Origin of the sequence: Altericista sp. CCNU0014 (genome assembly GCF_044923475.1) — a bacterium.
Taxonomy (GTDB): domain Bacteria; phylum Cyanobacteriota; class Cyanobacteriia; order Thermosynechococcales; family Thermosynechococcaceae; genus JAAURS01.
Genome location: NZ_CP137338.1, coordinates 3963941 through 3989267 on the forward strand (window position 1 = coordinate 3963941; position 25327 = coordinate 3989267).

22 protein-coding genes are annotated in these 25327 nt (G+C 52.1%); 9 read left to right on the top strand and 13 right to left on the bottom strand.

All coding sequences use genetic code 11. The features are described from left to right. Window positions 1–2: 2 nt before the first annotated feature. The 6 genes from R6H26_RS18970 (at window position 3) to R6H26_RS18995 (ending at window position 8530) form a co-directional block, all read left to right on the top strand. Window positions 3–1082 (top strand): PilW family protein, encoded by a 1080-nt coding sequence (locus R6H26_RS18970; protein ID WP_404784629.1) that lies wholly within the window; start codon window positions 3–5, stop codon window positions 1080–1082. A gap of 3 nt (window positions 1083–1085) precedes the next feature. Further along, window positions 1086–3353, top strand: a complete 2268-nt coding sequence (locus R6H26_RS18975) for a hypothetical protein (protein WP_404784631.1) — start codon at window positions 1086–1088, stop codon at window positions 3351–3353. A 406-nt stretch (window positions 3354–3759) separates the two neighbouring features. Further along, the gene (gene pilM / locus R6H26_RS18980) at window positions 3760–4860 is read left to right on the top strand and encodes a type IV pilus assembly protein PilM (protein WP_404784632.1); all 1101 of its coding nucleotides are present in this window, start codon (window positions 3760–3762) and stop codon (window positions 4858–4860) included. Window positions 4861–4864: 4 nt separating this feature from the next. Continuing rightward, on the top strand, window positions 4865–5638 hold the full coding sequence (locus R6H26_RS18985; protein WP_404784634.1) for a PilN domain-containing protein: 774 nt from the start codon (window positions 4865–4867) through the stop codon (window positions 5636–5638). Continuing rightward, window positions 5635–6384, top strand: a complete 750-nt coding sequence (locus R6H26_RS18990) for a YlbF family regulator (protein WP_404784636.1) — start codon at window positions 5635–5637, stop codon at window positions 6382–6384. Before R6H26_RS18985 ends, R6H26_RS18990 begins: the two co-directional genes overlap by 4 nt. Window positions 6385–6442: 58 nt before the next feature. Next, window positions 6443–8530 (top strand): AMIN domain-containing protein, encoded by a 2088-nt coding sequence (locus tag R6H26_RS18995; RefSeq protein ID WP_404784638.1) that lies wholly within the window; start codon window positions 6443–6445, stop codon window positions 8528–8530. Window positions 8531–8667: 137 nt separating this feature from the next. Here the strand turns inward: R6H26_RS18995 and R6H26_RS19000 are convergent, their stop codons facing one another. The 9 genes from R6H26_RS19000 to murC form a co-directional block, all read right to left on the bottom strand. After that, the gene (locus tag R6H26_RS19000; RefSeq protein WP_404784640.1) at window positions 8668–9321 is read right to left on the bottom strand and encodes an LON peptidase substrate-binding domain-containing protein; all 654 of its coding nucleotides are present in this window, start codon (window positions 9319–9321) and stop codon (window positions 8668–8670) included. A gap of 196 nt (window positions 9322–9517) precedes the next feature. Next, a complete protein-coding gene (gene rpsJ, locus R6H26_RS19005) occupies window positions 9518–9841 on the bottom strand; it encodes a 30S ribosomal protein S10 (RefSeq protein WP_404784641.1) in 324 nt (107 codons plus the stop codon). Window positions 9842–9987: 146 nt separating this feature from the next. Next, window positions 9988–11217, bottom strand: a complete 1230-nt coding sequence (gene tuf / locus R6H26_RS19010; RefSeq protein WP_404784642.1) for an elongation factor Tu — start codon at window positions 11215–11217, stop codon at window positions 9988–9990. A gap of 27 nt (window positions 11218–11244) precedes the next feature. Beyond that, window positions 11245–13320, bottom strand: coding sequence for an elongation factor G (gene fusA / locus R6H26_RS19015; RefSeq protein WP_404784644.1), 2076 nt, complete (start codon window positions 13318–13320; stop codon window positions 11245–11247). Window positions 13321–13413: 93 nt separating this feature from the next. After that, entirely contained in the window at window positions 13414–13884 is a 471-nt protein-coding gene (gene rpsG, locus R6H26_RS19020) for a 30S ribosomal protein S7 (protein ID WP_404784645.1), read from the bottom strand. A gap of 206 nt (window positions 13885–14090) precedes the next feature. Beyond that, window positions 14091–14468, bottom strand: coding sequence for a 30S ribosomal protein S12 (gene rpsL, locus R6H26_RS19025; RefSeq protein ID WP_404784646.1), 378 nt, complete (start codon window positions 14466–14468; stop codon window positions 14091–14093). A gap of 136 nt (window positions 14469–14604) precedes the next feature. Continuing rightward, window positions 14605–14955 (bottom strand): YbaB/EbfC family nucleoid-associated protein, encoded by a 351-nt coding sequence (locus R6H26_RS19030; protein ID WP_404784648.1) that lies wholly within the window; start codon window positions 14953–14955, stop codon window positions 14605–14607. Between the two features lie 97 nt (window positions 14956–15052). Next, on the bottom strand, window positions 15053–15982 hold the full coding sequence (murB, locus tag R6H26_RS19035) for a UDP-N-acetylmuramate dehydrogenase (RefSeq protein WP_404784649.1): 930 nt from the start codon (window positions 15980–15982) through the stop codon (window positions 15053–15055). Then, complete coding sequence (murC, locus tag R6H26_RS19040; protein WP_404784651.1) at window positions 15979–17484, bottom strand: UDP-N-acetylmuramate--L-alanine ligase; 1506 nt, start codon at window positions 17482–17484, stop codon at window positions 15979–15981. The genes murB and murC overlap by 4 nt, the downstream gene beginning before the upstream one ends. A 506-nt stretch (window positions 17485–17990) precedes the next feature. Here murC and R6H26_RS19045 point away from each other — a divergent pair. The 3 genes from R6H26_RS19045 (at window position 17991) to R6H26_RS19055 (ending at window position 21590) form a co-directional block, all read left to right on the top strand. After that, window positions 17991–19412, top strand: a complete 1422-nt coding sequence (locus R6H26_RS19045) for a serine hydrolase (protein ID WP_404784652.1) — start codon at window positions 17991–17993, stop codon at window positions 19410–19412. A gap of 214 nt (window positions 19413–19626) precedes the next feature. Further along, on the top strand, window positions 19627–20685 hold the full coding sequence (obgE, locus tag R6H26_RS19050; protein ID WP_404784654.1) for a GTPase ObgE: 1059 nt from the start codon (window positions 19627–19629) through the stop codon (window positions 20683–20685). Window positions 20686–20942: 257 nt separating this feature from the next. Further along, entirely contained in the window at window positions 20943–21590 is a 648-nt protein-coding gene (locus tag R6H26_RS19055; protein ID WP_404784656.1) for a response regulator transcription factor, read from the top strand. A gap of 25 nt (window positions 21591–21615) precedes the next feature. Here R6H26_RS19055 and R6H26_RS19060 read toward each other — a convergent pair whose 3' ends face one another. From R6H26_RS19060 to R6H26_RS19075, 4 genes are read right to left on the bottom strand one after another with little or no spacing between them, the layout of a single operon-like run. Next, window positions 21616–21864, bottom strand: coding sequence for a DUF3493 domain-containing protein (locus tag R6H26_RS19060; RefSeq protein WP_404784657.1), 249 nt, complete (start codon window positions 21862–21864; stop codon window positions 21616–21618). Between the two features lie 48 nt (window positions 21865–21912). Beyond that, a complete protein-coding gene (locus R6H26_RS19065) occupies window positions 21913–23286 on the bottom strand; it encodes a cytochrome c biogenesis protein (RefSeq protein WP_404784659.1) in 1374 nt (457 codons plus the stop codon). Window positions 23287–23298: 12 nt separating this feature from the next. Next, the gene (locus R6H26_RS19070; RefSeq protein WP_404784660.1) at window positions 23299–24048 is read right to left on the bottom strand and encodes a cytochrome c biogenesis protein CcdA; all 750 of its coding nucleotides are present in this window, start codon (window positions 24046–24048) and stop codon (window positions 23299–23301) included. A gap of 47 nt (window positions 24049–24095) precedes the next feature. Beyond that, window positions 24096–25253, bottom strand: coding sequence for an FtsW/RodA/SpoVE family cell cycle protein (locus tag R6H26_RS19075; protein ID WP_404784661.1), 1158 nt, complete (start codon window positions 25251–25253; stop codon window positions 24096–24098). Between the last annotated feature and the right edge of the window lie 74 nt (window positions 25254–25327).

Here is a 25327-nt window from a genome sequence, read left to right on the forward strand (position 1 = left end):
CAATGCCGCCCTTTAAAAATCTTTTGAGGCACCAGCGCGGACTCTCTCTATTAGAGCTGTTGGTTACGGTGGCGGTCTCGACTGCGATTTTGAGCGTTGCACTGGGCCTCATCGTGACGCAGCGGCAAGAATATCTCGAGCAGCAGGCCAATACCGATGCCAATCAGACAGTTCAGTCGGCCATGGATCTGATCGGCATGGATATTCGCTTGGGCGGAGAACTGGTCGGCGCTGGTTTGAGTCTCCCCGTCATTCGCATCGTAAATGGCAGCGCAGGCGGTCCCGACAACCTCATAATCCAGCGGAAGCTGCTGGCAACGAGCCTGAATGTTTGCGAAGACGTCACGAGCAACCCGACTGAAATTTCGGTCGCCACCACTACGGCGGTTGAAGGCTGCTCTTTTTCGGATGGCAATGGCGATTTTATGCCCGATGATGTTGAAGACTGGCGCGACTATCGCTGCAGTCTCGACTCAGTGGCCGACTGTCAAGATTTAGCCTTACCTTGCCAACAAATCGACGCAACCAGTGCTAATGCTGAATGTTCTTGGGCTTACATTTACAATCCCAGACTTGGGGCAGGCGAGTTTTTTCTTTATTCCGGCGAAAAGCCGAAGGGTGGAGTAAAGCCAGCAGGCAAGAAAAAAGGAGAAAAAAAAGGGGCGGTAAAAGAAAATATTTATCAAATTGAAGTATCGAATCCTAACTTTGCAAATGATTATCCAGTCGCAGATCGGCCCAAGCTTTATATTTTGGAGCAGCGAGAATATTTCTTGGGCAATCCGGATACAAGCGGCGATCGCATTTTGACGCAGCATCTCGTCGACTCAAAACTCAACACTTACGCCAGCCAGGCCCCTTACCAAATTGTCAATCGCCTCCGCGATCTCCAAATCAAGGCAATCATGGCAAGTGGAGAAATGGATGGGTTTAATCCAGGCGCGCCTCCCTATACCGATTGGCAGACGTTGCAGGCCATTAAGGTAAGCTTTTCCGTGGCAAATGCCGGCCCTGACGCCCAACCGACCATTCAGACCCTTACTTCTCAGTTTCTGCCCCGCAACAGCATATCAAGGCCCTAGACCATGAAGTTTCAGCGCGATCGACCCGAGTCGTTTTTACTAGTCATGCTGATTCGCCTTCAATGTCGCAGCGGCAGCGATAGCTACGCGCTAGGAGTATGCCAAGGGGGCTACACCCTCGTCATTACCATTGCCGTACTGTTGATTTTGTCAGTGCTGTTATTGACCTTTGCCATCACGAGCAGGGTCGATAACGCCAGCTCCAATGCATCGGCAAAGGGTAACACGGGCTTTTATGCCGCAGAGGCCGGTCTTAACTGGCGTGCGGGGAAAATTCGGGAAAAATTTGACGGATTCAATCGCCCTTCCGGCACATCGCCCAGCGACTGGAAAGCCTGCCTAGACCCCACCGCCAACAAAGGAACTGGAGACTTTCAATGCAGAACCAACACTGACATCAGCTCCCAAGCGGTCACCACCTATGTTGAAGACCTAACCGCCGATGGGCCGATTCCGGTCGTCATTCCTGCAGGAGAAACCAACGAAGGACTGTCGGCTCAAGAATATCGCTATAACGTCATCGCCGTGGCGCAAGACAAACAAAACAAGCCCACGGCCATCTCCGAAATACGCATTAAAAGTCGACTGATTCCGCTCTTTCAGTTTGCGGCATTCTACGACCAAGACATGGATACGAGCCTTCCGCCGAACATGACGCTCAGCGGGCCGGTCCACAGCAACAACGATTTATACCTCAATGCTTTTGGCAACCTCACCATTAAAGGCCAGGTGACCACCGCCAACAAGCTTTACCGCGGTCTAAAAGACGAAAATAAATGTTCCGGCACCGTCAACATTTACGATGCAACGCTTGCACCCCGTAATTTTGGCAGCGCCCCCTGCTCCGGGGGGCGCACCGAATTCGATGCCGCAGCAGTAGCCCCTTGGAATGGGAAAATTCGCGTTGGCGTGCAGACTTTAAAGCCCCCTCCTCCTGGCGACTTTGATGCAGCCCCCGGCAAGCTCTATTGGGACAGCGCCGATCTGCGACTCGTTCTGGATTTAACCAATGCCTCTGCTCCAGCGCTACAGGTGAGGAGTGCGGGAGACGCCGTGCTCTCCACAGAAACCGCAGCTCTCCTCAACAGCACCGCCTGTGCCCCAACCCAAACTCAAGCAACGGCTGCGACGACCAACACCTTAACCGTAACCCCTGGAACTGCTGGAAGCTTTGCGCCCAACGATTTTTTGACTGTGGGCATCGACCCCCACCTCTACTTTGTGGAGTCCGTAGCCGGAGATACGATCGCGATTAAAGGCTCCTTCGATCCCAATTTTGCCGCCGTACCAGCAGGTGCCATTGTCCGAAAGCCCATCGTTTCTTTCTCTGATAAAACTTTTAGAAACTATCGCGAAAAGCGAGGAGGCACGGGCGTTGATGCCCATACAAAGATCCAGATGCTCAATGTTGACATGCGCGGTTTGCTGGGATGCGCTAAAACCCTCATGGGCAAACCCTTAAACGAAGACTCTGAAGGCGGTTTAGTTTGGTTTTTGACGATAAAAGGGCCTGACTCTGCAACGATTAACGACTATGGCATTCGCGTGTATAACGGCCAGGATTTAGTGACGCCCGTCGATCCGGTTGCGGCAGAAACGCCAAAGGGACTTTCCATCATTTCCGATCAGGCCGTTTACATGCAGGGCAATTACAACTGCGGATCCGCTTGTACCGCTACTTCCTTCGAAGCACCAGCCAATAACGGGCAAAGGATTCCTGCCGCAGTCATGGCAGATACGATTAACGTGCTGTCTAATAGCTGGTCGTTAGATGACTCGACTTCGATCGGCAATGTATTTGTGACAGACCGAAAAACGACCGAAACAACCATCAATACCGCTTTTCTGGCAGGCATCGATATTACCGGCGGTATCAACCGTGGCGGTCGGGATCTGGATGATAATACTGGCGGCGGATTAAATAACTATCCTCGCTTTCACGAAAATTGGGATGGCATCCCATTTAACTATCTGGGCTCGCTGGTTTCGCTATCGGCACCTCGGAAGGTCAATGGCATTTTCTGCGGGAGCCACCACACAAATCCCACCTGCAATATTTACAATCCGCCTACCCGCAACTGGAGCTACGATCCGACATTCAACGATGCGGCCAACCTACCTCCTCTGACGCCTCGCGTGGTTTCTCTGAAGCAAGAGCTGTTCTCGCGGAGCTTCGATCGGGCCACGCTCCCGACTTTTACGCCGTGGGCGCTATTAACGCCTCAACGGTTGTTTAGCGCCCTGGGAACTTTAATACGAATACATCCCTAGCTCGACAGCAAGATTTATACAGGTTTAGGGCAGCGTTTAGGGCGCTTTAGCCCTTAAGTTTGGTCGGTCCTGAAAAAACCGATCTCTAAATTCAGCTTTAATATTGATTTCTCTACGATGTATCTGCAAATCATGAGATCATGCGAATGCATCTATTCACCTACGCCATCTCGGAACGGCTATATGCATAACGCCTAGCAAAATGATCGACCGCTCTATCAATTTGGGTATTATCCCTACAGGGTCAACTTTTCGGTCGATCCTTTCAAATAAGGTCTTTTATTAATTTACTTCGCCAGAGATAAATTAATTGCGTCTCTCAACAGACGTCGGCCAATGCATGACATGCAGCGCCAGGATCGGTTTCAGTTGGCTATTGCTCATCCAGCGAACAGCGGTTAAGTCTGTGGTTACTTCACTCAACTTTTTTTCTAAAACTAGTCAGCGCTTGGGGGTGGAACTCACGCCCGAACGCGTTAATATTGTCCAGCTCGAGCAGAATAAAAAGGGGATTAAGGTCGATGCCTTTATCTCTCTTCCCTTACCGGAAGGCGCTTATCAAGATGGACGGATCGCTGACCCCGATGCGATCGCAGACGTGATTCGCCAGGGCCTTGAAAGCAAAAAAATCAAAGCTCGAAAAGTCGTCAGCGCCATTCCCGTCGGAGAAGCCGTCATTCGGCTCATTCGGCTCCCTGCCGAGCTAGACGACTTTGAATTGAGGGACATGGTGCTCAATCAAGAAGCAGCCCTTTATCTGCCCTTTTCGCGCGAAGATGCGGACGTCGACTTTCAAAAGCTAGACACCGAAATCGACGAAGATGGCATCGAGCGCGTTGAAGTTCTTTTGGTGGCAACGCCCAAGGACATCACAGACACCTACCTCAACGTCTTCGAACAAGCGGGGTTGCAGCTAAAAGTCTTGGAAGTAAGCAGCTTTGCCCTCCTTCGCACCCTGCGCAATCAGCTTTTGCAGTTTGCCACAGGCGAAGCAGTGGCCCTAGTCAATATAGACTGCGACGGCTCCGAAATTAGCATTGTCCTAGACGGCGTGCCCCAATTCAACCGTAAAATCCCCATTGGAACTTTACAGCTTCAAAGCGCCTTGAGTCGCGCAATGAACTTGCCTAGCTCAATGGGAGCCGATCTGTTGCAAGGCATGAGCGTCCCCTTAACCGTAGGGGCGACTGAAACCATGGCTGGAGATACAACGAACCCAAGTGCAGCCGCAATTTTACGGATGCTGGGCGATCTGTCCGACGAACTGCGACGCTCCATCGATTTCTATCTAAACCAAGGCGATAACCTGGAAATCAGTCAAGTATTTTTGTCTGGAGTGGGTGCGGGCATTGGCCAAATCGACGAATTCTTGTCCATGCGGCTGGGCTATCCTGCTATTTTAATCGACCCCATCGAAAACCTTAACATTCAAAGTTTTGGGGATATTCCTGCGGCGCAGCGCCCTGCCTTAGGAATTGTGATGGGTCTAGGATTACGAGAGGTTTAACATTATGTATCAGATTGATATTAATCTTCTCAACGATCGACCCGAACTGGGTACAGGAACAGTTATTCAAGGAACGTTTGCGGGTGGCGGCGAGAGTAAAATGCCGCTGTTCTTGGGTGGAGCACTGGCGGGTGGGCTCGTAGGCCTTGTATTGCTGCTGCTCGGAGGGATAACGCTTTTCAACCAGCAGTTGGCCAGCCGCGAGCAAGCGCTACAGTCAGATCTCGATAAATTAGCCCCTGGTCTATCGAAGGTAGATGAGCTACAGGCTAAGGAGAAAGTCATCCTGGCAGAGACTGCGGCTCTGGCCACCATTTTCAATCAAATTAAGCCGTGGTCTGCTACGCTCCAAGACCTGCGCGATCGCGTTCCGCCCACCCTCCGCATTACCAAAATCGAGCAGACTGCCACAGCGGCCCCTGCACCTAGCCCTTCGCCCAGTCCGGCTGCAGGCGGTGCAGCTGCACCGCCTGCAGCGCCGCCGCCCAGCAGCAACCTAAAAGTGAATGGAAATACCTTAAACTTCAGCGATATCAACGATTTTGAGCTAACGCTACGCAAGTCTCCCTTCATGAAACCGGACAAAACCCAACTCGTAATGTCGCAGCGGGAGGCTGCCAACGCTCAAACAGGCGTTTCATTGGTTCAATACGAACTGCGCACTGAGTTGAGCGACGTACCGGCTTCCGAACTCTTGCAAGTCTTAAATGCTAAAGGCGCTTCAGGATTAGTGTCTCGGATAGAGGTTCTCAAGCGACAAGGAGTAATGAAGCCATGACCGTTTCAGATCGATTCTCTCCCGGTAGCAGCGGTCCAGACGCTTCCGCCTACCCAACTGCATTCGGCGTAACCTTTACTCCAACCGTCAGCGGCATTCTAATCGCCTTGGCCGGTCTTGGACTGTCTGGCTGGATGGCCTTTAACTTGATCGGACCAAAGCTCTCTGAAATGCAGGAGCTGCAGAGCAACATCGCTCAAAAACAGCAGAAGCTAGATCAGCAGCAAAAGACCGTGCAAGACATTCAAAAGATCGTAGCGCGGGTCAACCTAGCCATCGACAAAAACAAACAGGTCCGAGGCTTGTTTTCAACTCAGCAGGCGCTAGACACCTTGTTGCTCGATCTAAACCGGATCATTGTTTCGAGCAATGCGCAACTTCAAAAATTTACGCCCGATTACGGCTTATCTGGGGTAGTTGCCGATAGCTCGGTGGGAGTAGAGCTCAACAACAAGATCAAACGGCAAGTTACCGATGTCTCGTTCGAGGGAACCTTTAACCAGACCCTCGCCATTATGCGAACCATCGATCGGTTCCAAACCTTACTGGTCCTGAGGGACTTCAAGATGGAGCTAAAGCCTGAGAATACGTCTACGCCAGGAGCGGCGCCGACCAACCTCGTGACTTGCAGCTTTAAGCTTTATGCCTACGTCCCGCTCACCGAGGAAGAATTGGCAGCGCTCCAGAAACAGACGGCGGCGGCTAGCCCGGCTAAACCTTCAGGTCAAGCAGCACCAGCTCAGTAAGAATTTCTCGCTTTTTTACAGCTCTAAACGTGTGTATTACAAATAATAGGAGTCAAGGGTGAACTGGGATCTTAAACGCTACGGATTTGCATTTGGCACTGCCGCTTTGGTCGCAGCCGTGCATCTACCTGCTCGAGCGGCACAGACAGAAATTACGGGGGCACAGCTAACCCCCTCAGGGAAAGGATTTGAACTGACGCTCACGACTCAGGGAAACAACCGTCCTCCAATTTTTACCGTCAACCGGGGCAATTCATCGGTTGCCGATATCAGCAACGCGCAGTTGCGCTTACCGAGCGGGCAAACCTTTAGCCAGCCAAAACCAGCCCCCGGTATTGAGTCCATCGAAATGCGCCAGCTCGATGCCAATACCGTGCGGATTACAGTGCTGGGTAGCCAATCCGCTCCAGTCAGCGACACTATCCGTCGAGATGAAAGCCAAGGTCTATTGGTCCTGCGCTTTAATGCCGTTGCAGTTGGAGAAGGGGTCGGACCGTCAGCTAACGCTACTCCTAGTTCCGGTCAGTCGCCAAATGCCGTGCCGCCGTTCAGATCTCGGGCGATCGCACCTCCTGTTGGAGACATTGCCGTCGGGGCCATCAATTCTGAAGCTGACTCTGTAGAGTTAAACAACGCGCAGATTATCCCCAAGCTACTGCTTCGCAACGCGCCCGTACGGGAGGTTCTGACGCTGTTGGGTCGGTCTGCCAATGTCAACGTTGCCTTTGCAGAAGGCGAAAGCAGCAGCGACCCGGCCAAACCCGGCGCGGGCGACTCAGGCTCTACCATCTCGCTCGATATCGAAAACGAGTCGGTGCAGGATGTCTTTAACTATGTCCTGCGGTTATCTGGACTGCAGGCCAATAAGGTCGGCAATACGATCTTTGTCGGGAAAAACCTCCCTGGAGATGCCCAGAATCGCATCGTGCGCACCCTGCGTCTGAACCAATTGAGGGCTAGTGCCAAGGTAACCCTTACGACCGAACTGACGAGCAAGTCAGAAATAGGCGGATCGATCTCCAGCACTTCTGCCACCGGTACTTCATCTGGATCGTCGGCCTCTAAGTCGGATTCTTCCATCAATCGACTCACCAGTACCAGCGAAGAAGTAACTGAAAAAGGCGCTATAGAAATCCTTGAGTCCTATGGCGCTAACAATGGCGGTGGAGGAGGACAAGATGGAGGGGTGTCGGCTGACTTACTAAAGGGTTTGCAGGTTGTCGCGGATGCGCGGCTCAACTCGGTCACGCTGATTGGGACACCTCGCAAGGTTGCGGTGGCAACCAACATTATTCAGCAGCTTGACCTGCGTCGACGCCAAGCCGCTGTCAATGTCAAAATTGTAGATATTAACTTGCTTAAAGGTAGGAACTTTGATTCTAGCCTATCGTTTAATCTAAATGGGGCGAATAGATTTCAGTCAGGCCCGGCTGGAAGCATTGGTAATGCCTTAGGTATTGTCTTTGGCGGTGGTGGTGGTCCTGTGAGTATTACCAATATCGCTAACAGCATAGTAGGTAGTCTGATTGCCAATGTAACTAATGATAACGCCAAAATTTTGACGGATCCTACGCTGATCGTGCAAGAGGGGAGTTCAGCTCAGGTCAACCTTACAACTGAGGTATTCTCAGGCTTTGAACAATCTTCAACACCACAATCAGTACCTGGTAGTACAGCAGCAGCTGCAACGGTCACGGTTAAACCCATCATTCGTCAAGCTGGTGTTATTTTTAACGTAGCAATTGATCGCATTGATGACAATGGGTTCATTTCTTTAAACGTCTCACCTGAAGTCAGCTCTATTGCAAGTGAATATAGCTTTGTTTTCCCTGGCACCAGCGATACACAGCGAGGCTCACTTTTGAACCAAAGGCGTTTAGAAACAGGAAAGGTTCGTTTACGCGACGGTCAAACCTTAGTTCTGACAGGTATTATTCAGGATACGGACAGAGCTACCATTAGTAAAGTGCCTATTTTAGGAGACATTCCTCTTCTTGGCCGTTTGTTCCGTCGGGAAACAGGTACGCGCGCTCGCAGCGAGCTAGTGGTGTTAGTAACCCCTAGAGTACTAGATGACTCTGCCCAAGCTGGAACGGGATATCAATATTCTCCGAGTCCTGACGCGCAAAAGCTGTTGGAAAAGTAAGCAAACGCTCAAAACAGACAACGCCGAACTGAGTTCGGCGTTGTGGCGTTCTGGATAGTCTGACTCAAACTCGCAATATCTCTCAGATCGAAATTTGTAAATCGGACTTCTGCTGGGTTCGAACTTAAGGCTCTACTTTAAGCTTCGGTCTCGCCCAATGTATCCTTAAGAACGGTACGCGCGGCTAAATGATTGCGCGTGGAGGTCAATATTTCTACCTCTCGCTCCAACCGCTCCGCAGTATTCTGCATTTCCAGCAATGCTTGTTGCTCTGGCGCAACGCCGTGGAAATTACTGGCAACCCAGTAGGATAATTCCGTAGGCAGATCGGGTAAATCGTCGGGCAGGGAGATGTCCTGCTCCGTTAACTTAGCCGAGAGCTTGACGACATCGCCCAGTAAGTCTTGGACTTCTCTCGCGAGAGATCTGAGATCCTTGGGTTGGGGAAGATCTTCGACCCATTCTACTAAACCGACCCGATAGGGTTTTTCGCGGGTATAATCTAACACTCGAAATCGCTGCTGCCCCAAGCACACCACCATCATGCGATCGTCAGGCATGCGCTCGAACTTGACGATCTCGGCACAGCAACCCACCGTTACGGCTCGACCTTGAACTGGATCCCACATCAGCACCCCAAACCGGCGATCGCTGTCCAAAATCGTATTCATCATGATGCGGTAGCGAAATTCAAAAATATGAAGCGGTAGCGGACGGCCCGGAAATAGAACTACCTCCGGCAAAGGGAAGATAGGCAGTTCGCGAACGGCAATAGATGAGGAGAAAGCCATGCTAGAAGCTCTATTTTTGAATCCGTAGGGGTATATTCTCTCCTACTCTAGCCCATCTTTCGGTACCGAGGGGACAGGATCGATAAAATGCCGGATCTTTAAGATCTCTGAGGATAAGAAGACTCAAAACGACAGCCCAGAACCCTTTAAAGTTCTGAGCTGCTGTGGCGTTTGGAACCGAAGGCGCTGGTTGCGACTAAAGCTTTACTTCAATATCTACACCAGAGGGAAGATCGAGCTTCATCAGCGCGTCGATCGTTTTAGGAGAAGGTTGGTAAATATCGATAATGCGGCGGTGGGTGCGGGTCTCAAAATGCTCTCGCGAGTCTTTGTCGACGTGGGGCGATCGCAGGACGCAGTAAATGCGGCGGCGAGTCGGCAAAGGAATCGGCCCGACGGGGGTGGCCTCAGTACGCTTCGCAGTTTCTACAATCTTTTCGCAGGATGCATCCAGCAATCGATGGTCGAAGGCTTTCAAACGGATTCGAATCTTTTGCTGTTGCAAAGTTGACGTTGACATATCACCAAGTTCTCGTTTTGATTTTCAAGGTTCGGAGGAAAACGCTGCAAAACAGCTTTTAGGCTGCTTCGCAGCGTCTTTTCATATCGCTTAGCCCATCCCGAACGATCGGGCCGGAACGTTTTAGCCGGAACGATCTGGATCGACTATTTGATAATTTTAGACACGACGCCCGCACCAATAGTACGGCCACCTTCGCGAATGGCAAAGCGCATCCCTTGCTCGATCGCGATGGGGTTGATGAGCTGAACGGTCATCTTAATGCGATCGCCCGGCATGATCATTTCAGCTTCGCTGCCGTCATCGGCAGTGAAGGTGCTGATGGTTCCGGTTACATCGGTGGTGCGCACGTAGAATTGAGGGCGGTAGCCGGGGAAAAACGGGGTGTGACGTCCGCCTTCTTCCTTCTTAAGCACGTAAACTTCAGATTCAAACTCAGTGTGGGGCTTAATCGAACCGGGCTTAGCAATGACCATCCCGCGCTCGATATCTTCCTTCTGAATCCCCCGCAGTAGAATGCCCGCGTTGTCGCCTGCCATTCCTTCATCCAAGGACTTCTTGAACATTTCAATCCCGGTTACGACACTCTTGCGAGTATTGCGAATCCCGACGATTTCCACTTCGTCTTGAACCTTAACTTTCCCGCGCTCGATCCGACCCGTGGCAACAGTACCCCGACCCGTAATCGAGAACACGTCTTCAATGGCCATCAGGAAGGGCTTGTCCACATCGCGCTCGGGAGTGGGCACGTAGGCATCCACTTCTTCCATGAGCTTGTAGATCTTATCGACCCACTCATCGTCGCCAAGCTTCAGCTTCGTGTTGGAAGTCAACGCTTCTACGGCTTTGAGGGCAGAACCTGCAACGACCGGAATGTCATCGCCGGGGAAGTCGTAGCTGCTGAGCAATTCGCGAATTTCGAGTTCGACCAACTCGAGGAGTTCGTCGTCATCCACTTGATCCTGCTTGTTCATAAACACGACCAGGCTAGGAACGCCAACCTGCTTGGCTAGAAGGATGTGTTCGCGGGTTTGAGGCATGGGGCCGTCTGCCGCAGATACCACCAAAATCGCCCCATCCATCTGCGCCGCACCCGTGATCATGTTTTTGACATAGTCAGCGTGTCCGGGGCAGTCCACGTGGGCATAGTGACGATTGGCCGTTTCGTACTCAACGTGGGCCGTGTTGATCGTAATCCCACGCGCTTTTTCTTCGGGAGCCGCGTCAATTTCGTCATACTTTCTGGCCTGAGCCTGACCGATCGCAGCCAAAGACATGGTGATCGCTGCGGTCAAGGTTGTTTTCCCGTGGTCGACGTGACCGATGGTTCCAATGTTGACGTGGGGTTTATTTCGTTCAAATTTAGCGCGTGCCATGATGACTCAACTATTCCTCTTCGATGATTATGCGTTCCCTTTGTTTTTCGCGATGATGGCTTCAGCGACACTTCGAGGAATTTCCTCGTAGCAACTAAACTCCATCGAGAATATGCCGCGACCCTGGGTCATAGACCGGATATCTGTAGCATATCCAAACATGGTGGCTAAGGGTACCTTTGAAGTAATCTTCGCCAGCCCTTGGTCTACGGTTTGGCCCTCAATGTGGCCGCGCCGCGAGATGAGATCGCCCATGACGCCACCGAGAAAGTCTTCGGGCACCTCGACCCCAACCTTCATCATCGGCTCCAGCAGCACTGGAGATGCTTTCATGACTGCTTCTTTAATAGCCATCGATCCGGCGATCTTAAAGGCCATCTCAGAAGAGTCTACATCGTGGTAAGAACCATCCACCATGGTTGCCTTGATATCGATCAAGGGGTAGCCCGCTAGGATACCAGACTCGCAGGCTTCTTTCATACCCTGGGCAGCAGGGCCAATATATTCTTTTGGAACGGTACCCCCTACAATTTTAGACACAAACTCAAACCCAGACCCAACTTCGCCGGGTTCGACTTCGATCACAACGTGGCCGTACTGACCTTTGCCGCCGCTTTGACGAATGAATTTACCTTCTGCCCTGACAGCCTTGCGAATGGTTTCGCGGTAGGCAACTTGAGGTGCGCCTACGTTCGCTTCCACCTTAAATTCTCGAAGCATCCGGTCGATTAAAATTTCAAGGTGCAGTTCGCCCATCCCGGCAATGACGGTTTGGTTTGTCTCTGAATCTACGCTCACGCGAAACGTAGGGTCTTCCTCCGAGAGCGATTGGAGGGCTTTAGACAGCTTCTCCATATCTTGCTTTGTTTTTGGCTCTACCGCCACCGAAATCACTGGCTCCGGAATGAAGAGGGATTCTAAGATAATGGGGGCGCTGTCGTCGCAAAGGGTATCGCCGGTAAAGGTGTCTTTCAGCCCCAAAGCTGCGCCCAGATCCCCTGCCCGAAGCTCGTCCACTTCAATGCGATCGTCTGCCTTTAGCACGATCAACCGGGAAATTCGTTCTTTTTTGTTTTTGGAAGAATTCAGAACGTAGGTCCCTTTCTTGAGGATGCCAGAATAAACGCGCACGAATGTCAGGCGACCGTAGGGATCGGCCATCACCTTAAAAGCAAGGGCAGACAGAGGTTCCTCGTCATCGGCATGGCGCAAAGCCTCAGCGCCATCTTCCAGCATCCCGACCACAGGGGGAATTTCAAGGGGAGACGGAAGATAATCTAAAACTGCATCCAGCAAAAGCTGAACGCCCTTATTTTTGAAGGCAGAGCCGCACAACATCGGTACGATAGTGCCGTCAATGGTCCCTTTTCGCAGCGCCTGCCGAATTTCCGCCTCTGTCAGAGCTTCCCCTTCCAGATATTTTTCCGTCAGGGCATCGTCGGTTTCAGCAACGGATTCGATCAGCTTGAGCCGAAAAATTTCTGCATTTTCTTTGACTTCTTCGGGAACGTCAACTTCCGAAATATCATTGCCGATGTCATCGTTGTAGAGATACGCCCGCATCTTGACGAGATCCACGATGCCGCGCAAATCGCTCTCCTGACCGATCGGGATTTGGATCGGGACCGCATTGGCCCTCATGCGATCGCGGATTTGCCCGTAAACCTTATAAAAATCCGCTCCCGTGCGATCCATCTTATTCACAAAGACAATCCGGGGCACTTTGTAACGATCCGCCTGTCGCCAAACCGTCTCCGACTGAGGCTGAACCCCACCTACGGAGCAAAATACGGCGATGACCCCATCCAAGACCCGCATCGAGCGCTCCACCTCAATGGTGAAGTCCACATGTCCTGGGGTATCGATAATATTGATTTGATGGTCTTTCCAACTGGTGGTAATGGCAGCAGCGGTAATGGTGATGCCCCGTTCCCGCTCTTGCTCCATCCAATCGGTTACGGTGTTGCCATCGTGAACCTCGCCGATCTTGTGAACCACGCCGGAGTAGTAGAGGATGCGTTCGGTTGTCGTCGTTTTCCCCGCATCAATATGAGCAGCAATACCAATATTGCGCACTTTGTTTAACGGGATCGAACGGGCCACCTCTACCTCCTAGTGTCTTGGCAGATCGATTGACACAAAAGGATCGAAAATCCTCTTAGACTAATTCTAGTCGGTCTCTCGAGACCGTTGCGACTAGTAGCGATAGTGGGCGAAAGCTTTGTTTGCCTCAGCCATCCTGTGAGTTTCTTCGCGCTTCCGGATTGCTCCGCCCGTATCGTTGGCAGCATCCATCAATTCGTTGGCGAGTTTGGCAACCATGGAGCGACCCGACCGCGCGCGCGAATATTGAATAATCCATCGCAGTGCCAGCGCAACACCGCGATCGGTCCGAACTTCCATCGGCACTTGGTACGTTGCACCACCCACGCGACGGGCTTTTACCTCTACAAGAGGGGTTGCTTTGCGAACCGCATTTTCAAAAACCTCTAGCGGATCTTGCCCCGTTCGTTCTTCAATGACTTTAAGAGAGTCATAGAGCACCCCTGAAGCAACTGACTTCTTGCCGCTGTACATGATGCGACGAATCGCCATGTTAATCAGGCGGCTATTGTAAACCGGATCGGGGGGGACTGGACGCTTCGGGGCACGGTTACGACGAGACATGGACGACCTTCAATTTATAATCTACAGGTAATAATCAAGCACAGACGTCAAAACGAGAGAAGAGCGAGCGCGCTCTTGAACCTCAGGCAAAAAGTTAAATATTTGAGATTCGAGATCGAAGCAACCGAGAAATTGCTTTGGTGTTGTTTTGGATCGAACGTTGCGCGATGGCGGACAAAACAGCGGCGATCGATCGATGCGACTATTTACTTGGCTTTGGGACGCTTTGCACCATACTTGGAGCGACCCTGCTTGCGATCTTTCACACCAGATGTATCTAAAGTACCGCGAATAATGTGATAGCGTACGCCAGGCAGATCCTTGACCCGACCGCCGCGAATCATAACAACAGAGTGCTCTTGTAGGTTATGCCCGATGCCAGGGATGTAAGCCGTAACCTCAAACCCTGAAGTTAAGCGAACCCGAGCAACTTTACGCAAAGCTGAATTAGGCTTCTTTGGCGTTGTCGTGTACACACGAGTGCAAACCCCCCGACGCTGCGGGCAACTCTTAAGAGCTGGTGATTTTGTTTTCTTGATCGCTTTTTCGCGTTCGCTGCGAATGAGTTGCTGAATGGTGGGCATGGGTTAGGATTGGCTTATCTCTCAGAGGACTGTTTTTTCTTCCAAATGATAACTATATCGAGCTATGTATCACTCTGTCAAATCGGCGAGCAGTCGATCTCGGATCGAGCGGACAAGGCGCTTCTTGCACGAGACCCTATCCCGTCAGTCCTGGTAGATTCAGGCCGGCGGTGAGGTCTTCCATTCTTTCGCGCATGGTATCCGTCGATTTGACGTAAGCATCTTTCATCGCAGCAGACACTAAATCGGAAAGGATTTCCCGACCCTCGGCATAAGCTTGCTCGGAAATCTCGACGCGAAGAGGTTCTTGATTTCCGCTCATCACCACTTTGACTAACCCACCGCCAGCTTCGCCTTCAATTTGCATCTGTTCTAGATCTTCTTGAAGCTGTTTAGCTCCTTCTTGAACTTTCTGCGCTTTCTTGATCGCGTCCGCAAGCTCTTTCATCTTGCCGAGGCCGAATCCAAATCCCTGTCCTTGTGACATAATTCGTTGTCTTTAATGGGGTTGATACGAGTCTTAAGCGTTCTTCAACGCGGCAGAATTTCTGCACGAGACTTTTTCTATGATACTTGGACTTGTCCTAAGCCGCTCGATCGAAGTTTCCTAAAATCTTGACTTCGGGACGAAGCTTCAAAGCCCAACGATTTTCGATTTGCGTTTGGATGTGGAAAATCAGGGCGTAGATATCGGAAGCTGTCGCATTGCCGAGGTTGACAATGAAGTTTGCGTGCTTTAGGGCAACTTGAGCGCCTCCAATCGTAAAACCTTTCAAGCCGGAATTTTCGATCAGCCAACCGGCTGTTTTGGGGAGTGGATTGCGAAAAACGCTGCCGCAACTGGGAAGATCGTAGGGTTGCGTGCCCAGGCGATGGTTGAGGTGCGATTCCGTGGTTGCCTGCACCGCTTCGGCGGATTGACCTTGCTGAAGGGAAAAGGTTGCACTCAGAACGATGGATTGCCCGCCCTGAAGCGTTGAGGAACGGTAGCTGTATTCCAGTTCGGCATTGGAGCGTTTGCGTTGGGTTCCATCCGGTTCGAGGACGATCGCCTCTACCAAGGAGTCCGATATAGATTCGCCGTGAGCCCCTGCATTCATCACAACCGCACCCCCAATCGTTCCAGGAATGCCGACGGCCCACTCCAGTCCGGCCCAGCCCTGTTTTGCGAGCTGCCAGCAGAGCCGGGGGAGGGGTTTGCCTGCCGCAACCGTAATGGTTTGGGTTTCTTCGCAAAACGTCTGGTCGCGCAGGTGGCGCGTTGAAATCACGAGGCCCGGCAGTCCGCGATCGCTGATCAGCAGGTTTGAGCCTGCCCCCAGCACGGTAATGGGAAGCCCTTCGCTGGAGGCCCACTGAACGCTTGCCTGAAGTTGGTCGAGGGAATGGGGTGCAATAAACCACTGCGCAGGCCCACCGACGCGATAGGTGGTCATTTCTGCCAGCCTAAAATTTGCCTCAAGGTAACAGTCGCCTGAGGGGATGTAGAGGCGCTCCGGGTGGGTGAGGATCATCGCAGGGCTACCTCGGCGCGGTCTGCTGCGGTCTGTTGAAAGTGGACGAGCACCTCGGGAATAATTCGGTTCAGATCTCCAGCACCCAAAAAAACGACCAAATCGCCGGGCTTGAGCGTTGCTTTGAGGTAGGCTGCAACATCGACAAGCGTTTCTTGATAGGACACGTTGCCGTGATGTTCTGCGATCGCCGCTGCAACGTTAGCGCCATTCATATCGGCAGGTTTGGCCTCTCCCGCACTATAGACATCCATTGCAATCACGCAATCTGCATCGTCAAAGGCCCGACTAAATTCTTCTAGAAATGTTTGGGTGCGACTGTAACGATGGGGTTGAAAAACGGCAACCACCCTTCGATTGGCATCCCGAGCGGCGGCGCGCAGCTTGGCGGAGGCGAGCGTAGCGCGAATCTCGCTGGGATGGTGGGCGTAGTCGTCGATGAAACTGATGCCGTTGGCTTCGCCGCGATGCTCGAACCGACGCCTTGCACCTTCAAAGGTTTGGAGCGCGGTCGCTATGGTTTCAAAGGATAGACCCAAGCGCCGCCCGACGGCGATCGCCGCTAAGGCATTGCTCAAGTTATGACAGCCCAGTAGGCTAAAGGAAAGCTGCCCCAAAAGTTGGCCTTTTTCATAAATCGCGGCGGTCGTTTGGGCAGAACCGTAGACTATCGAATCTGCTGTGTAGTCAGGGTTTAGCTCCCGATTCAGGCCGTAGGTTGAGATCGAACCGCCTGCCGAGTTAGGCTCGATGCGGGTTCGAGTCGTTTCGCAGTCGATACAAAGCACCATGTGGTGAGAGCGATCGACAAACGCCTGGAAAATTTGAACCACCTCATCCAACGTTGAATAATGGTCTGGGTGATCGAGTTCTATATTGGTAATCACGCCAATGTGGGAATGAAACTTAACCAAAGATCCATCCGACTCATCCGCTTCTGCAATGAGATAGGGGCTTTGACCGACTCTAGCATTTCCTTCCCAAGCGGCAACTTCTCCGCCCACTATAATTGTGGGATCTAGACCCGCTTCAACCAATAAATATCCAATCAGGCTACTCGTCGTCGTTTTACCGTGGGTTCCAGCGACAGCAACGCTTTTTGCCGATTCGCCAATCAGTGCCGCCAACACATCGGAACGATGAAAAATAGGGCATCCCAGCCGAACGGCAGCTTGATACTCTAGATTGCTGGGCTGAATGGCTGTCGAGCAGATCACTTGGGGTAAGACTGCCGTCTCTGTCGCCCCAGCTTTTTCGGGATCGGAGGTCGAAGACAGAACCTGCTGAGGTCGCTGAAAGTAATCTAAGTTTTCAGCATTTTGTTCCCAGAAAATTTGAGCGCCGAGGGTTTGAAGCTTTTGGGTAATGTGCGTATTGCGAACGTCCGAGCCTGAAACGGGTAAGTGGCGCTTCGTCAAAATATAAGCTATGGCAGACATGCCGATCCCACCGATCCCGATAAAATGAAAAGGCCGACCCTCTAAGTCAACGGCATTCAGCATTCTGTTGTCGCTCCTTCAAACACCACAAATGTCCGCAATGTATATAACTTGGCCCCCGCCCTAGACTTTTGACAATCTACCGTTTCACTTCTTTACGGATCGCCCACCCGACAATAAGGCTGAGCCTGCAATGAATGGAACGTTTTTTTGACGCGCTGAGGCTATCGGCTCGATTTGATTGAATTGTCTAAATTTTCACCTCACAGTTTGAGGTTTTTCGGCTGTTCTGTCAACTTGCCGACAAAATTTAAAAATTAGGCGCATCCTTGCTTCTGAAAGAAAAACTTTGACGACCCTCTAGTCACAATGAGCAAGGATATATAAAATGAGGGTCTCAAGCGCTATCTTTGCTGGATAGCGTCTTATATTCATTGTTTAGCGTAAGATTGCCAAGGCTTGGTTTTAGCTGAGCGATCGCAATCGGTGACGGTTTAATGGGTTTGTAACTGTTTCGTTCTGGGTCATTGAGTGGCCCGTCTGTGCCAAAGAGTAAGGAGATAGCAGTAGTGGCAGAATACGCTCGAAAACCCCTCAGCGTTGGACAGCGGCGGCAGCTTTTAAAGCAGCGACGGCAAGCTGCCCAGAAGCGAGTGCGCCAGCAGTCGCAAAATCTGCACCCGCAAAGCCTGCGGCCAAAGAGTCCGATCGCAAAGCGGCGCGCGAATGCAACCTCAATCCAATCGCCAGAGGGATTGGTAAACCCGCGAGCGCAGCAGCGGTCGGTTCAGCTCGGTCTCCCCACCAGTCGAAGTTCGGCAACGGCGCGCAGAGACAGTCAGTCGTTCGCTTCAGACGGGCAAAGGACTGACCAGAAAGCAACGCCTTCTCCTAGAAATCGAGCGCGGACCAGTCGACCTCAGCGGAAGCCGAATTGGATTCAAAACGTTTTGAGGCTCGGCTTTTTAGGGTTGGGAATGTCAGCGATGGCTGGCACGGCCCTTGCTATTTTGCACCCCGAACCCCCTTCAGGAACCTTAGCTGGCAGCAAACAGGCTCTCAATCTGCTCAGTCCATCCAACCTAGTTTCTGGCGATCGAGGAGCGAGCGGAAGCGCAGGGATCGCAAACTTTGGGGCGACGGTACCCGTTCTGAATCCTGGCAAAGAGCTTACAGAGGCGAAAGCCAAAATTCAGGCCCTTGCCGCAGCGCAAAAAGATTTAGAGGCGGGGATGTTCTTCTACAATCCCGAGAATGGTGCTTACCTCGACGTCGCTGGCGATCGCGCCTTTCCAGCAGCCAGCACCATTAAGCTCCCCATCCTGGTTGCGTTCTTCCAAGCGATCGATGCGGGACAGATCCGCTTAGATGAAATGCTCGCGATGCGGAAGGAGCTGATCGCCTCCGAAGCAGGGGTGATGCAGTACCTGCCAGTCGGCACTAAGTTTAGCGCTCTAGAAACCGCCGACAAGATGATTACGATCAGCGACAATACCGCTACCAATATGATGATCGATCGGCTTGGCGGTATGACGGCCCTCAACCAGCGTTTTAGAGGTTGGGGGTTGACTCAGACCAGCCTACAGAACGTATTACCAGATCTAAAAGGTACCAACACGGTTACCCCAAAGGATCTCTCGACCCTCATGCTCAAGATCGGCCAAGGCGACCTGCTCACGCCCCGCAGCCGCGATCTCGTTTTAGATACGCTGCGGCGAACTGTAACCAATACGCTCTTACCCCCCGGCTTGGGCGAAGGCGCGACGATCGCTCACAAAACGGGCGATATCGGCTCGGTGGTGGGAGATGCGGGATTAGTGGGGATGCCCAACGGACAGCGCTACGTCGCCGCCATCTTCGTCAAACGCCCTCACAATGACTCCAGGGCGCAGGAACTCATTCGTCAAATTTCCAAGGTTAGCTACCAAGCGCTGTTGAGTTCTAGTAAAACTGCCTCCCCCCCTCCAACTGCTGCAAAAACTGCGCCCTAGGGCGATCGTCGCTCTCTTCTCTAAGAATTGCTTCAAAACGATCGGCAAACATCCTGTCGCGACAGACAGAGGGTTTGTCGATCGTTTTTGTTACAGGCGGTTGGAAGCTACTATAGATTAGGAGTATCAAGCTCAATTCGTCCCAAGTTTGTTGCAGCCGATGGCAGTTGTCCGGTTGCGCGATCGTTGGGCCTAAGGAAATTAATTAACTGCAATGCGTTTTATCGATCGAGCTGAAGTCTATGTCAAAGGTGGGAAAGGTGGGGATGGCATGGTTGCCTTTCGTCGCGAAAAGTACGTCCCTGCGGGCGGGCCTGCCGGTGGAAATGGCGGACGGGGTGGAGCGGTAATTTTTCGAGCCGTGCCTAACCTGCAAACCCTTCTCGATTTTCGCTTCGTCCATATTTTTGCCGCTCAGGATGGAACGCGGGGCGGGCCTAAGAATTTGACGGGAGCTGCGGGCGCCGACCTGATCGTGGATGTGCCTTGCGGTACGGTTATCTATGACAACGATACGGACGAATGTATTGGGGACCTGACCGAACCGGATCAGAAGCTTACGATCGCCCAAGGCGGAAAGGGCGGGCTCGGCAACAAGCATTTTCTATCCAATCGAAACCGCGCGCCAGAACACGCCCTGCCGGGGTTGCCTGGAGAAGAACGCAGTCTCCGGCTAGAGCTAAAACTGCTGGCAGAAGTGGGCATTATCGGGCTACCCAATGCGGGTAAATCAACTCTGATCTCGGTTCTATCGGCCGCGCGACCCAAAATTGCAGATTACCCGTTTACAACCCTCGTTCCAAATTTAGGCGTCGTCCCTCATCCCAGCGGCGATGGCGTGGTGTTCGCCGATATTCCGGGACTGATTGAGGGTGCCCATGCCGGAACTGGTTTAGGGCACGAGTTTTTGCGGCATATCGAGCGAACCCACGTTTTGGTCCATCTGGTCGATGCGACAGCCCCCGACCCCATTCAAAACTACCGGGTGATTCAGCAAGAGCTTGAAGCCTACGGGCACGGGTTGGAAAAACGCCTCCAAATTGTGGCGCTCAACAAGACCGATGCGATCGCCCCGCAAGTGCTAGCTGAAATCCGTGCAGACCTTCAGTCTTGTTGCGGGCAGGACGTGCTGGCTATTTCTGCGATCGCCCAACAGCACCTCGATTCCTTGTTGCAAGAGGTATGGAGTTCATTAGATCGCGCCAAGCAGCAGCGCGCCGAGCAACAGCGCGTCGAGGAAGAGTCTATGGCAACCCTTCAGCCGTTTTTCTAGCGGTTTACTTTAGGATGCTGACAAAAACAAAGCGGTCTCAGTAATAACGCCCAGGATAATGAGGGCTTTTTGGGTTAAGCGGGTATTCTAAGCGTAGCTAACGGAATAGCGAAACATTTATCGATTCAAATTTACGAAAAACGTAGAATTTTTGACCCGTCGCTGTGCCGCGACAAAGAAAAACCATACACTAAAGATCGATATCGCTTGCCTCGAGTCAACTAAAGCACTGCAATTTTCTGCGGAACCTCTAAAGAATGGAAGCCAACCACGCCACCGAAACCAGCACGCTGCTGTTGATCGATGACGATCCAAACCTAGTCCTCCTCGTCAAGGATTATTTAGAGCTGAGAGGATACATCGTCATTACGGCCAAGAACGGTCGAGATGCGCTAAAAGTCTTGGAAAAAGACATTCCCAAACTGATTATTTGCGACGTGATGATGCCGGAGATGGATGGGTATGCCTTTGTTAAAAAGGTCCGGGAAAATCCCCAGACCAACTGGCTCCCCATTTTGTTTCTATCGGCAAAGGGGCAAATTCAGGATCGAGTTGCGGGCCTGAGCAAGGGGGCAGATGTATATATGGTGAAGCCCTTCGAACCCGACGAACTGGTCGCTCAAATTGAGGCATCTTTAAATCAAGCGTCGCGGATGCGTCAGATGCAGGGACCGAATGTCGGCAGTGCGGTTTCGGTTCACGTCCCCTTTGATGTGGAGCTTACCCCAACGGAGCAGCGCGTCATTCAAATGGTTGCCAAAGGCATGGCCAATCGGGAAATTGCGGAAAGCCTCAGCGTGAGCCAGCGCACGGTCGAAAGTCACGTCAGCAATATGTTGGGCAAAACCGGATTGCACAACCGGACGGAACTAGCCCGCTGGGCGATCGAGCAGCGCATGATCTGAGGTCGTTTGCATTGCGGGAAGCGCGTTACTCAGAAGAGCCGTCTCGTCTCCAGAGCCAGACTAGACCAATCCCCACGCCGACCTGCAACAGAAGGTTGGGCAGGGTTTCGACTAGGTTCTCTCCGGCGATCGCCTTCATTAAAAACACGAACGCTCCCAGAAACGCCGAACCCGCGAGCGCAACGTAAAAAAAGCGTCTGAATCCCCTGCCGGGAGCCGCGGCCTCGGAACGCAACCGGGCCATTTGTTCTTCGTCCAGCGGTTGTTTTTGCATAAAAAGTCGATCGGCAATCCCTCAATGTTAGAACTCAATCGAACCCCGCTATTCCACAGCTGCCGCGACGGGATCTGCGTTTAGGGCTGGTGCAGACAGCACAGGTTCGACTCGATCCAAAATCTCAACCAATTCTTGCTCGAAGGCAATTTGAGCGCGGTTCGTCCGCCCTCCAACGTAGAGGATGCCACCTTCAGTGAGCGCCCATACCTGAGAGTGAGAGATATAGCTCATGAGAACGCTCAGCATCAGCAAGCCAAACCCAGTATAGAGAAAGGGAATACCGGGATCTGCTTTAATTTGCAACCCCGTACTCCCAATAATGTCAATGAGGGAGAGTTCGACGCCTTCCACTGTTAGCTTCATGCCATTTCGCAAAGAACCGACGAGCTTACCAGCCGTGTCGTAAATGACCACAGTACCTTGAAGGTCCCGCGCGATCAGCGCCACTCCGGCACTCATGTCTGGCTTGATGGGAACCCAGGTACCCCAGATCCGACCGTCAGAGACGGGAAGACGCGCCATGGGAAGCTGAAAGATGGGGCTATTGTTGACGCGGACCTTGACAGCGGCGATCGCCCAGTCCGTTTGATATACCGTCACGCCGTCGTGCTTGAGCGGCTGATTGACGTGAATGGTTTTGCGATCGACTTCTCGACCCCGAGCATCTAGCACCGATAGGTCCGAGTAAAACTGATCGATATCGCCGCTGTTGGTGTAATCGATCCAAAACCGATTCACCTTCATCGACCAGTCTTTTGGAATGCGAGACTGAGCTAGAGCGCCAGCTTCGACAATATTTTTAACACTAAAAGTTGCGCCGCTGGGGACCATCTCCTGTGCCATAAAACCCGTAAACGATCCCCAAATGGAACCCAGCAAAATTAAGATCATGCTGGCGTGAACCACAATAGGGCCGATCCGTCCGGCTAAACCCTTGCGAGCGTAGAGCGCGTTGTCGGCTTGAAATACTTTGTAGCGCTTTTGCTCGAGCCCCTGCACCAATCCAGCTAAAGACGCTGACGGAAGGGTCGTACTCAGGGCCAGTTTTTCGAACTGGCGCGGGCGATCGTAAAATTTCCAAGCGCGCGCGGCTTTGAGGGCCGGAATCTGACGGCTGTAGGTACAGGTCGCAAGGCTCAATCCAAATAGGATCAGCAGCGACAAAAACCACCAGGTGGAGTAAACATGGTTGAGACCCCAGTTGAGCAGCACTTTCCAGCTTAAAAAGCCAAACAAAGCCGGATTCTCGGGATAGTTCGCTTGGTAAAACGAGACGGGCTGTCCCTGTTCGATGACGGTACCGGAAATGCTGAATAGGGCGATCGCCAACAGCAGCACGATCGCCAGACCGAAATCTGCCAGAAACGGCAACAGGTCTTTGCGGAAAAAATTCACGATTGAAAACGCGCGAACGGTCATGTCATTGAACCCCTAGATCGCAGAAGGCAAAAACCTCGTCATCAACGAAAATACGCCAAACCCGACCAGCAACGCGCCGCTGGCCGGATTGATCCAGCCCGACCAGCGACGAATCGACAGAAACTGCTTGAGGGTTGCTGTAAACGTTCCCACCACGATAATCGGCAGTACGTACCCGCTGGTATAGGCCAACAGCAACCCCGCGCCCAGCATTGGATTTTGCGTGCTAGAAATCCAAGCCAGGAGGGTCGCCAGTACCGGGGTACTGCACGGTGATGCCACCAGCCCAAAGGTCAATCCCAGCAAAAAAGCACGAATTCCTTTAGGAACGGCTTCTAAATTCCAATTTTGGCCGAGGGAGAGCGCGGGCAGTCGCAGCGGCAGCGCCTCTAGCAGATAGAGCCCCATGAGAATGGCGATCGCGCTTACGGCCAAGCCTAAGCCCGTTCCGACTTGCCCGTAGACTCGACCCAACAACGCGGCCCCAATTCCCAAGCCAGCCAACGTTGTCGAAAGGCCGAGGGCAAACCAAGCGGACTGAGCCATCCCCTGCCAGCGGCTCTGAGCTTCGTAGCCCCCAATGTAGCCCACCGTAATCGGGAGCATGGATAGCGTACAGGGCGTAAAACTCGTCAGCAAACCAACCCCAAACAAAAGTGCGAGACTGAGAAGGTTTAAATGGCTGAGTTGCTGCTCCACTAAAGTATTGGCCCACTGGTCCAGCCCATACAAGCTCAATTGAATGCGCTCAAAAACGGTCATTGCAGCAAGTATTGACCCAGTTAATAATGTATTAATGTATTTCAATTCTAACGAGCGTTGCGCAGCAGTGGAACGACATTGGACTCTTCACTTTCGCGGGCCACCCGAATTAGCAGTCCCGAAATAACTAAGCTGGCAATCATGGAATTACTGCCGTAGCTGAACAATGGTAAAGGCAGACCAGTTGTAGGCAACACCCCGACTGCCACGCCAATGTGAAGGAAAGACTGTCCTACCATAAAGATCATTGCCCCAATTGCAATTAATCGGTAAACCGGGTGAGGGGTTTTGAGGGCTACTTTCAGCGCTAAAAAACTATAGAGCATGAGCATCAAGATCAAAAAGATGCTGCCGACCAAGCCAAACTCCTCGCTAAAAATTGAAAAGATAAAATCCGTATGCTGCTCCGGCAGATAAGACAGCTTTTGTTGAGACCGCCCAAAACCCGCACCCCAAAGCCCTCCGGAACCCACAGCTAGCAAACTTTGAATCAGCTGATACCCATCCTGCATCGGATCGGCCCAAGGGTTGAGAAACACCAACCGCCGCCTTTGATAGGCAGAAATGCTCACGCTCGTGACGGCAACGAGAATACCTGCCAAGGCTGTTCCGCCCAGTTGAAAATAGGGTAAACCTGCCGCTAAAGCCACCAACCAAAGTGTAATGCCGCACAGCGCAGCGGTACTCAAATTAGGCTGGATCAAAATTCCCAGTAGCGTTAAGGCAAATAAACCCAGCCATAGCATTTTTTCCTGTAGCGTCAACCGAGTCCATCGCGCAAAAATCTGAGCGCTTTGCAAAACCAAAATTGGCTTCATGATTTCCGTCGGCTGGAGCGGAAACGGACCGATCTGAATCCAACGCGTGGCTCCATTGGCCGAAGTGCCAATACCGGGCAAACGAGTGATAAAAATAAGCCCCAGCAGGATAAAGAAAAGAATTTTCGCAGCCATCAAAAACCGCTTGAGCGGCATCCGCACCGCTAATGTGAACCCCACGAGGCCAAACAGTACCCCTATCAGCTGCCGTTTGATATAGAACAGACCATCCTCAGACCTCACCAACCCCGCATGATACGAAGCCGAATAAAGCACCGTCAAGCCAAGAAACAGCCAAATAAACGTGAGCCAATTGAGAACGCGGGCCTCAGTCGCCCACTGTTCTATAGAAGGATCTAAAAATGGAATAACGCGGCGAAGGTTCACAAGCAAAGCACCGGAGCCAAATCGTTGTCAGTATAGCGGATTTATTCCGAAAAGACGCTAGCTAGATATCTCTT

Excerpts from the sequence above, each read along its gene's own strand:
- R6H26_RS18970 (WP_404784629.1), top strand. The coding sequence starts at position 3 with ATGCCGCCCTTTAAAAATCTTTTGAGGCACCAGCGCGGACTCTCTCTA.
- R6H26_RS18975 (WP_404784631.1), top strand. The coding sequence starts at position 1,086 with ATGAAGTTTCAGCGCGATCGACCCGAGTCGTTTTTACTAGTCATGCTG.
- R6H26_RS18985 (WP_404784634.1), top strand. The coding sequence starts at position 4,865 with ATGTATCAGATTGATATTAATCTTCTCAACGATCGACCCGAACTGGGT.
- R6H26_RS18990 (WP_404784636.1), top strand. The coding sequence starts at position 5,635 with ATGACCGTTTCAGATCGATTCTCTCCCGGTAGCAGCGGTCCAGACGCT.
- R6H26_RS19000 (WP_404784640.1), bottom strand. The coding sequence starts at position 9,321 with ATGGCTTTCTCCTCATCTATTGCCGTTCGCGAACTGCCTATCTTCCCT.
- rpsJ (WP_404784641.1), bottom strand. The coding sequence starts at position 9,841 with ATGTCAACGTCAACTTTGCAACAGCAAAAGATTCGAATCCGTTTGAAA.
- tuf (WP_404784642.1), bottom strand. The coding sequence starts at position 11,217 with ATGGCACGCGCTAAATTTGAACGAAATAAACCCCACGTCAACATTGGA.
- rpsG (WP_404784645.1), bottom strand. The coding sequence starts at position 13,884 with ATGTCTCGTCGTAACCGTGCCCCGAAGCGTCCAGTCCCCCCCGATCCG.
- rpsL (WP_404784646.1), bottom strand. The coding sequence starts at position 14,468 with ATGCCCACCATTCAGCAACTCATTCGCAGCGAACGCGAAAAAGCGATC.
- R6H26_RS19030 (WP_404784648.1), bottom strand. The coding sequence starts at position 14,955 with ATGTCACAAGGACAGGGATTTGGATTCGGCCTCGGCAAGATGAAAGAG.
- murB (WP_404784649.1), bottom strand. The coding sequence starts at position 15,982 with ATGATCCTCACCCACCCGGAGCGCCTCTACATCCCCTCAGGCGACTGT.
- murC (WP_404784651.1), bottom strand. The coding sequence starts at position 17,484 with ATGCTGAATGCCGTTGACTTAGAGGGTCGGCCTTTTCATTTTATCGGG.
- obgE (WP_404784654.1), top strand. The coding sequence starts at position 19,627 with ATGCGTTTTATCGATCGAGCTGAAGTCTATGTCAAAGGTGGGAAAGGT.
- R6H26_RS19055 (WP_404784656.1), top strand. The coding sequence starts at position 20,943 with ATGGAAGCCAACCACGCCACCGAAACCAGCACGCTGCTGTTGATCGAT.
- R6H26_RS19060 (WP_404784657.1), bottom strand. The coding sequence starts at position 21,864 with ATGCAAAAACAACCGCTGGACGAAGAACAAATGGCCCGGTTGCGTTCC.
- R6H26_RS19065 (WP_404784659.1), bottom strand. The coding sequence starts at position 23,286 with ATGACCGTTCGCGCGTTTTCAATCGTGAATTTTTTCCGCAAAGACCTG.
- R6H26_RS19070 (WP_404784660.1), bottom strand. The coding sequence starts at position 24,048 with ATGACCGTTTTTGAGCGCATTCAATTGAGCTTGTATGGGCTGGACCAG.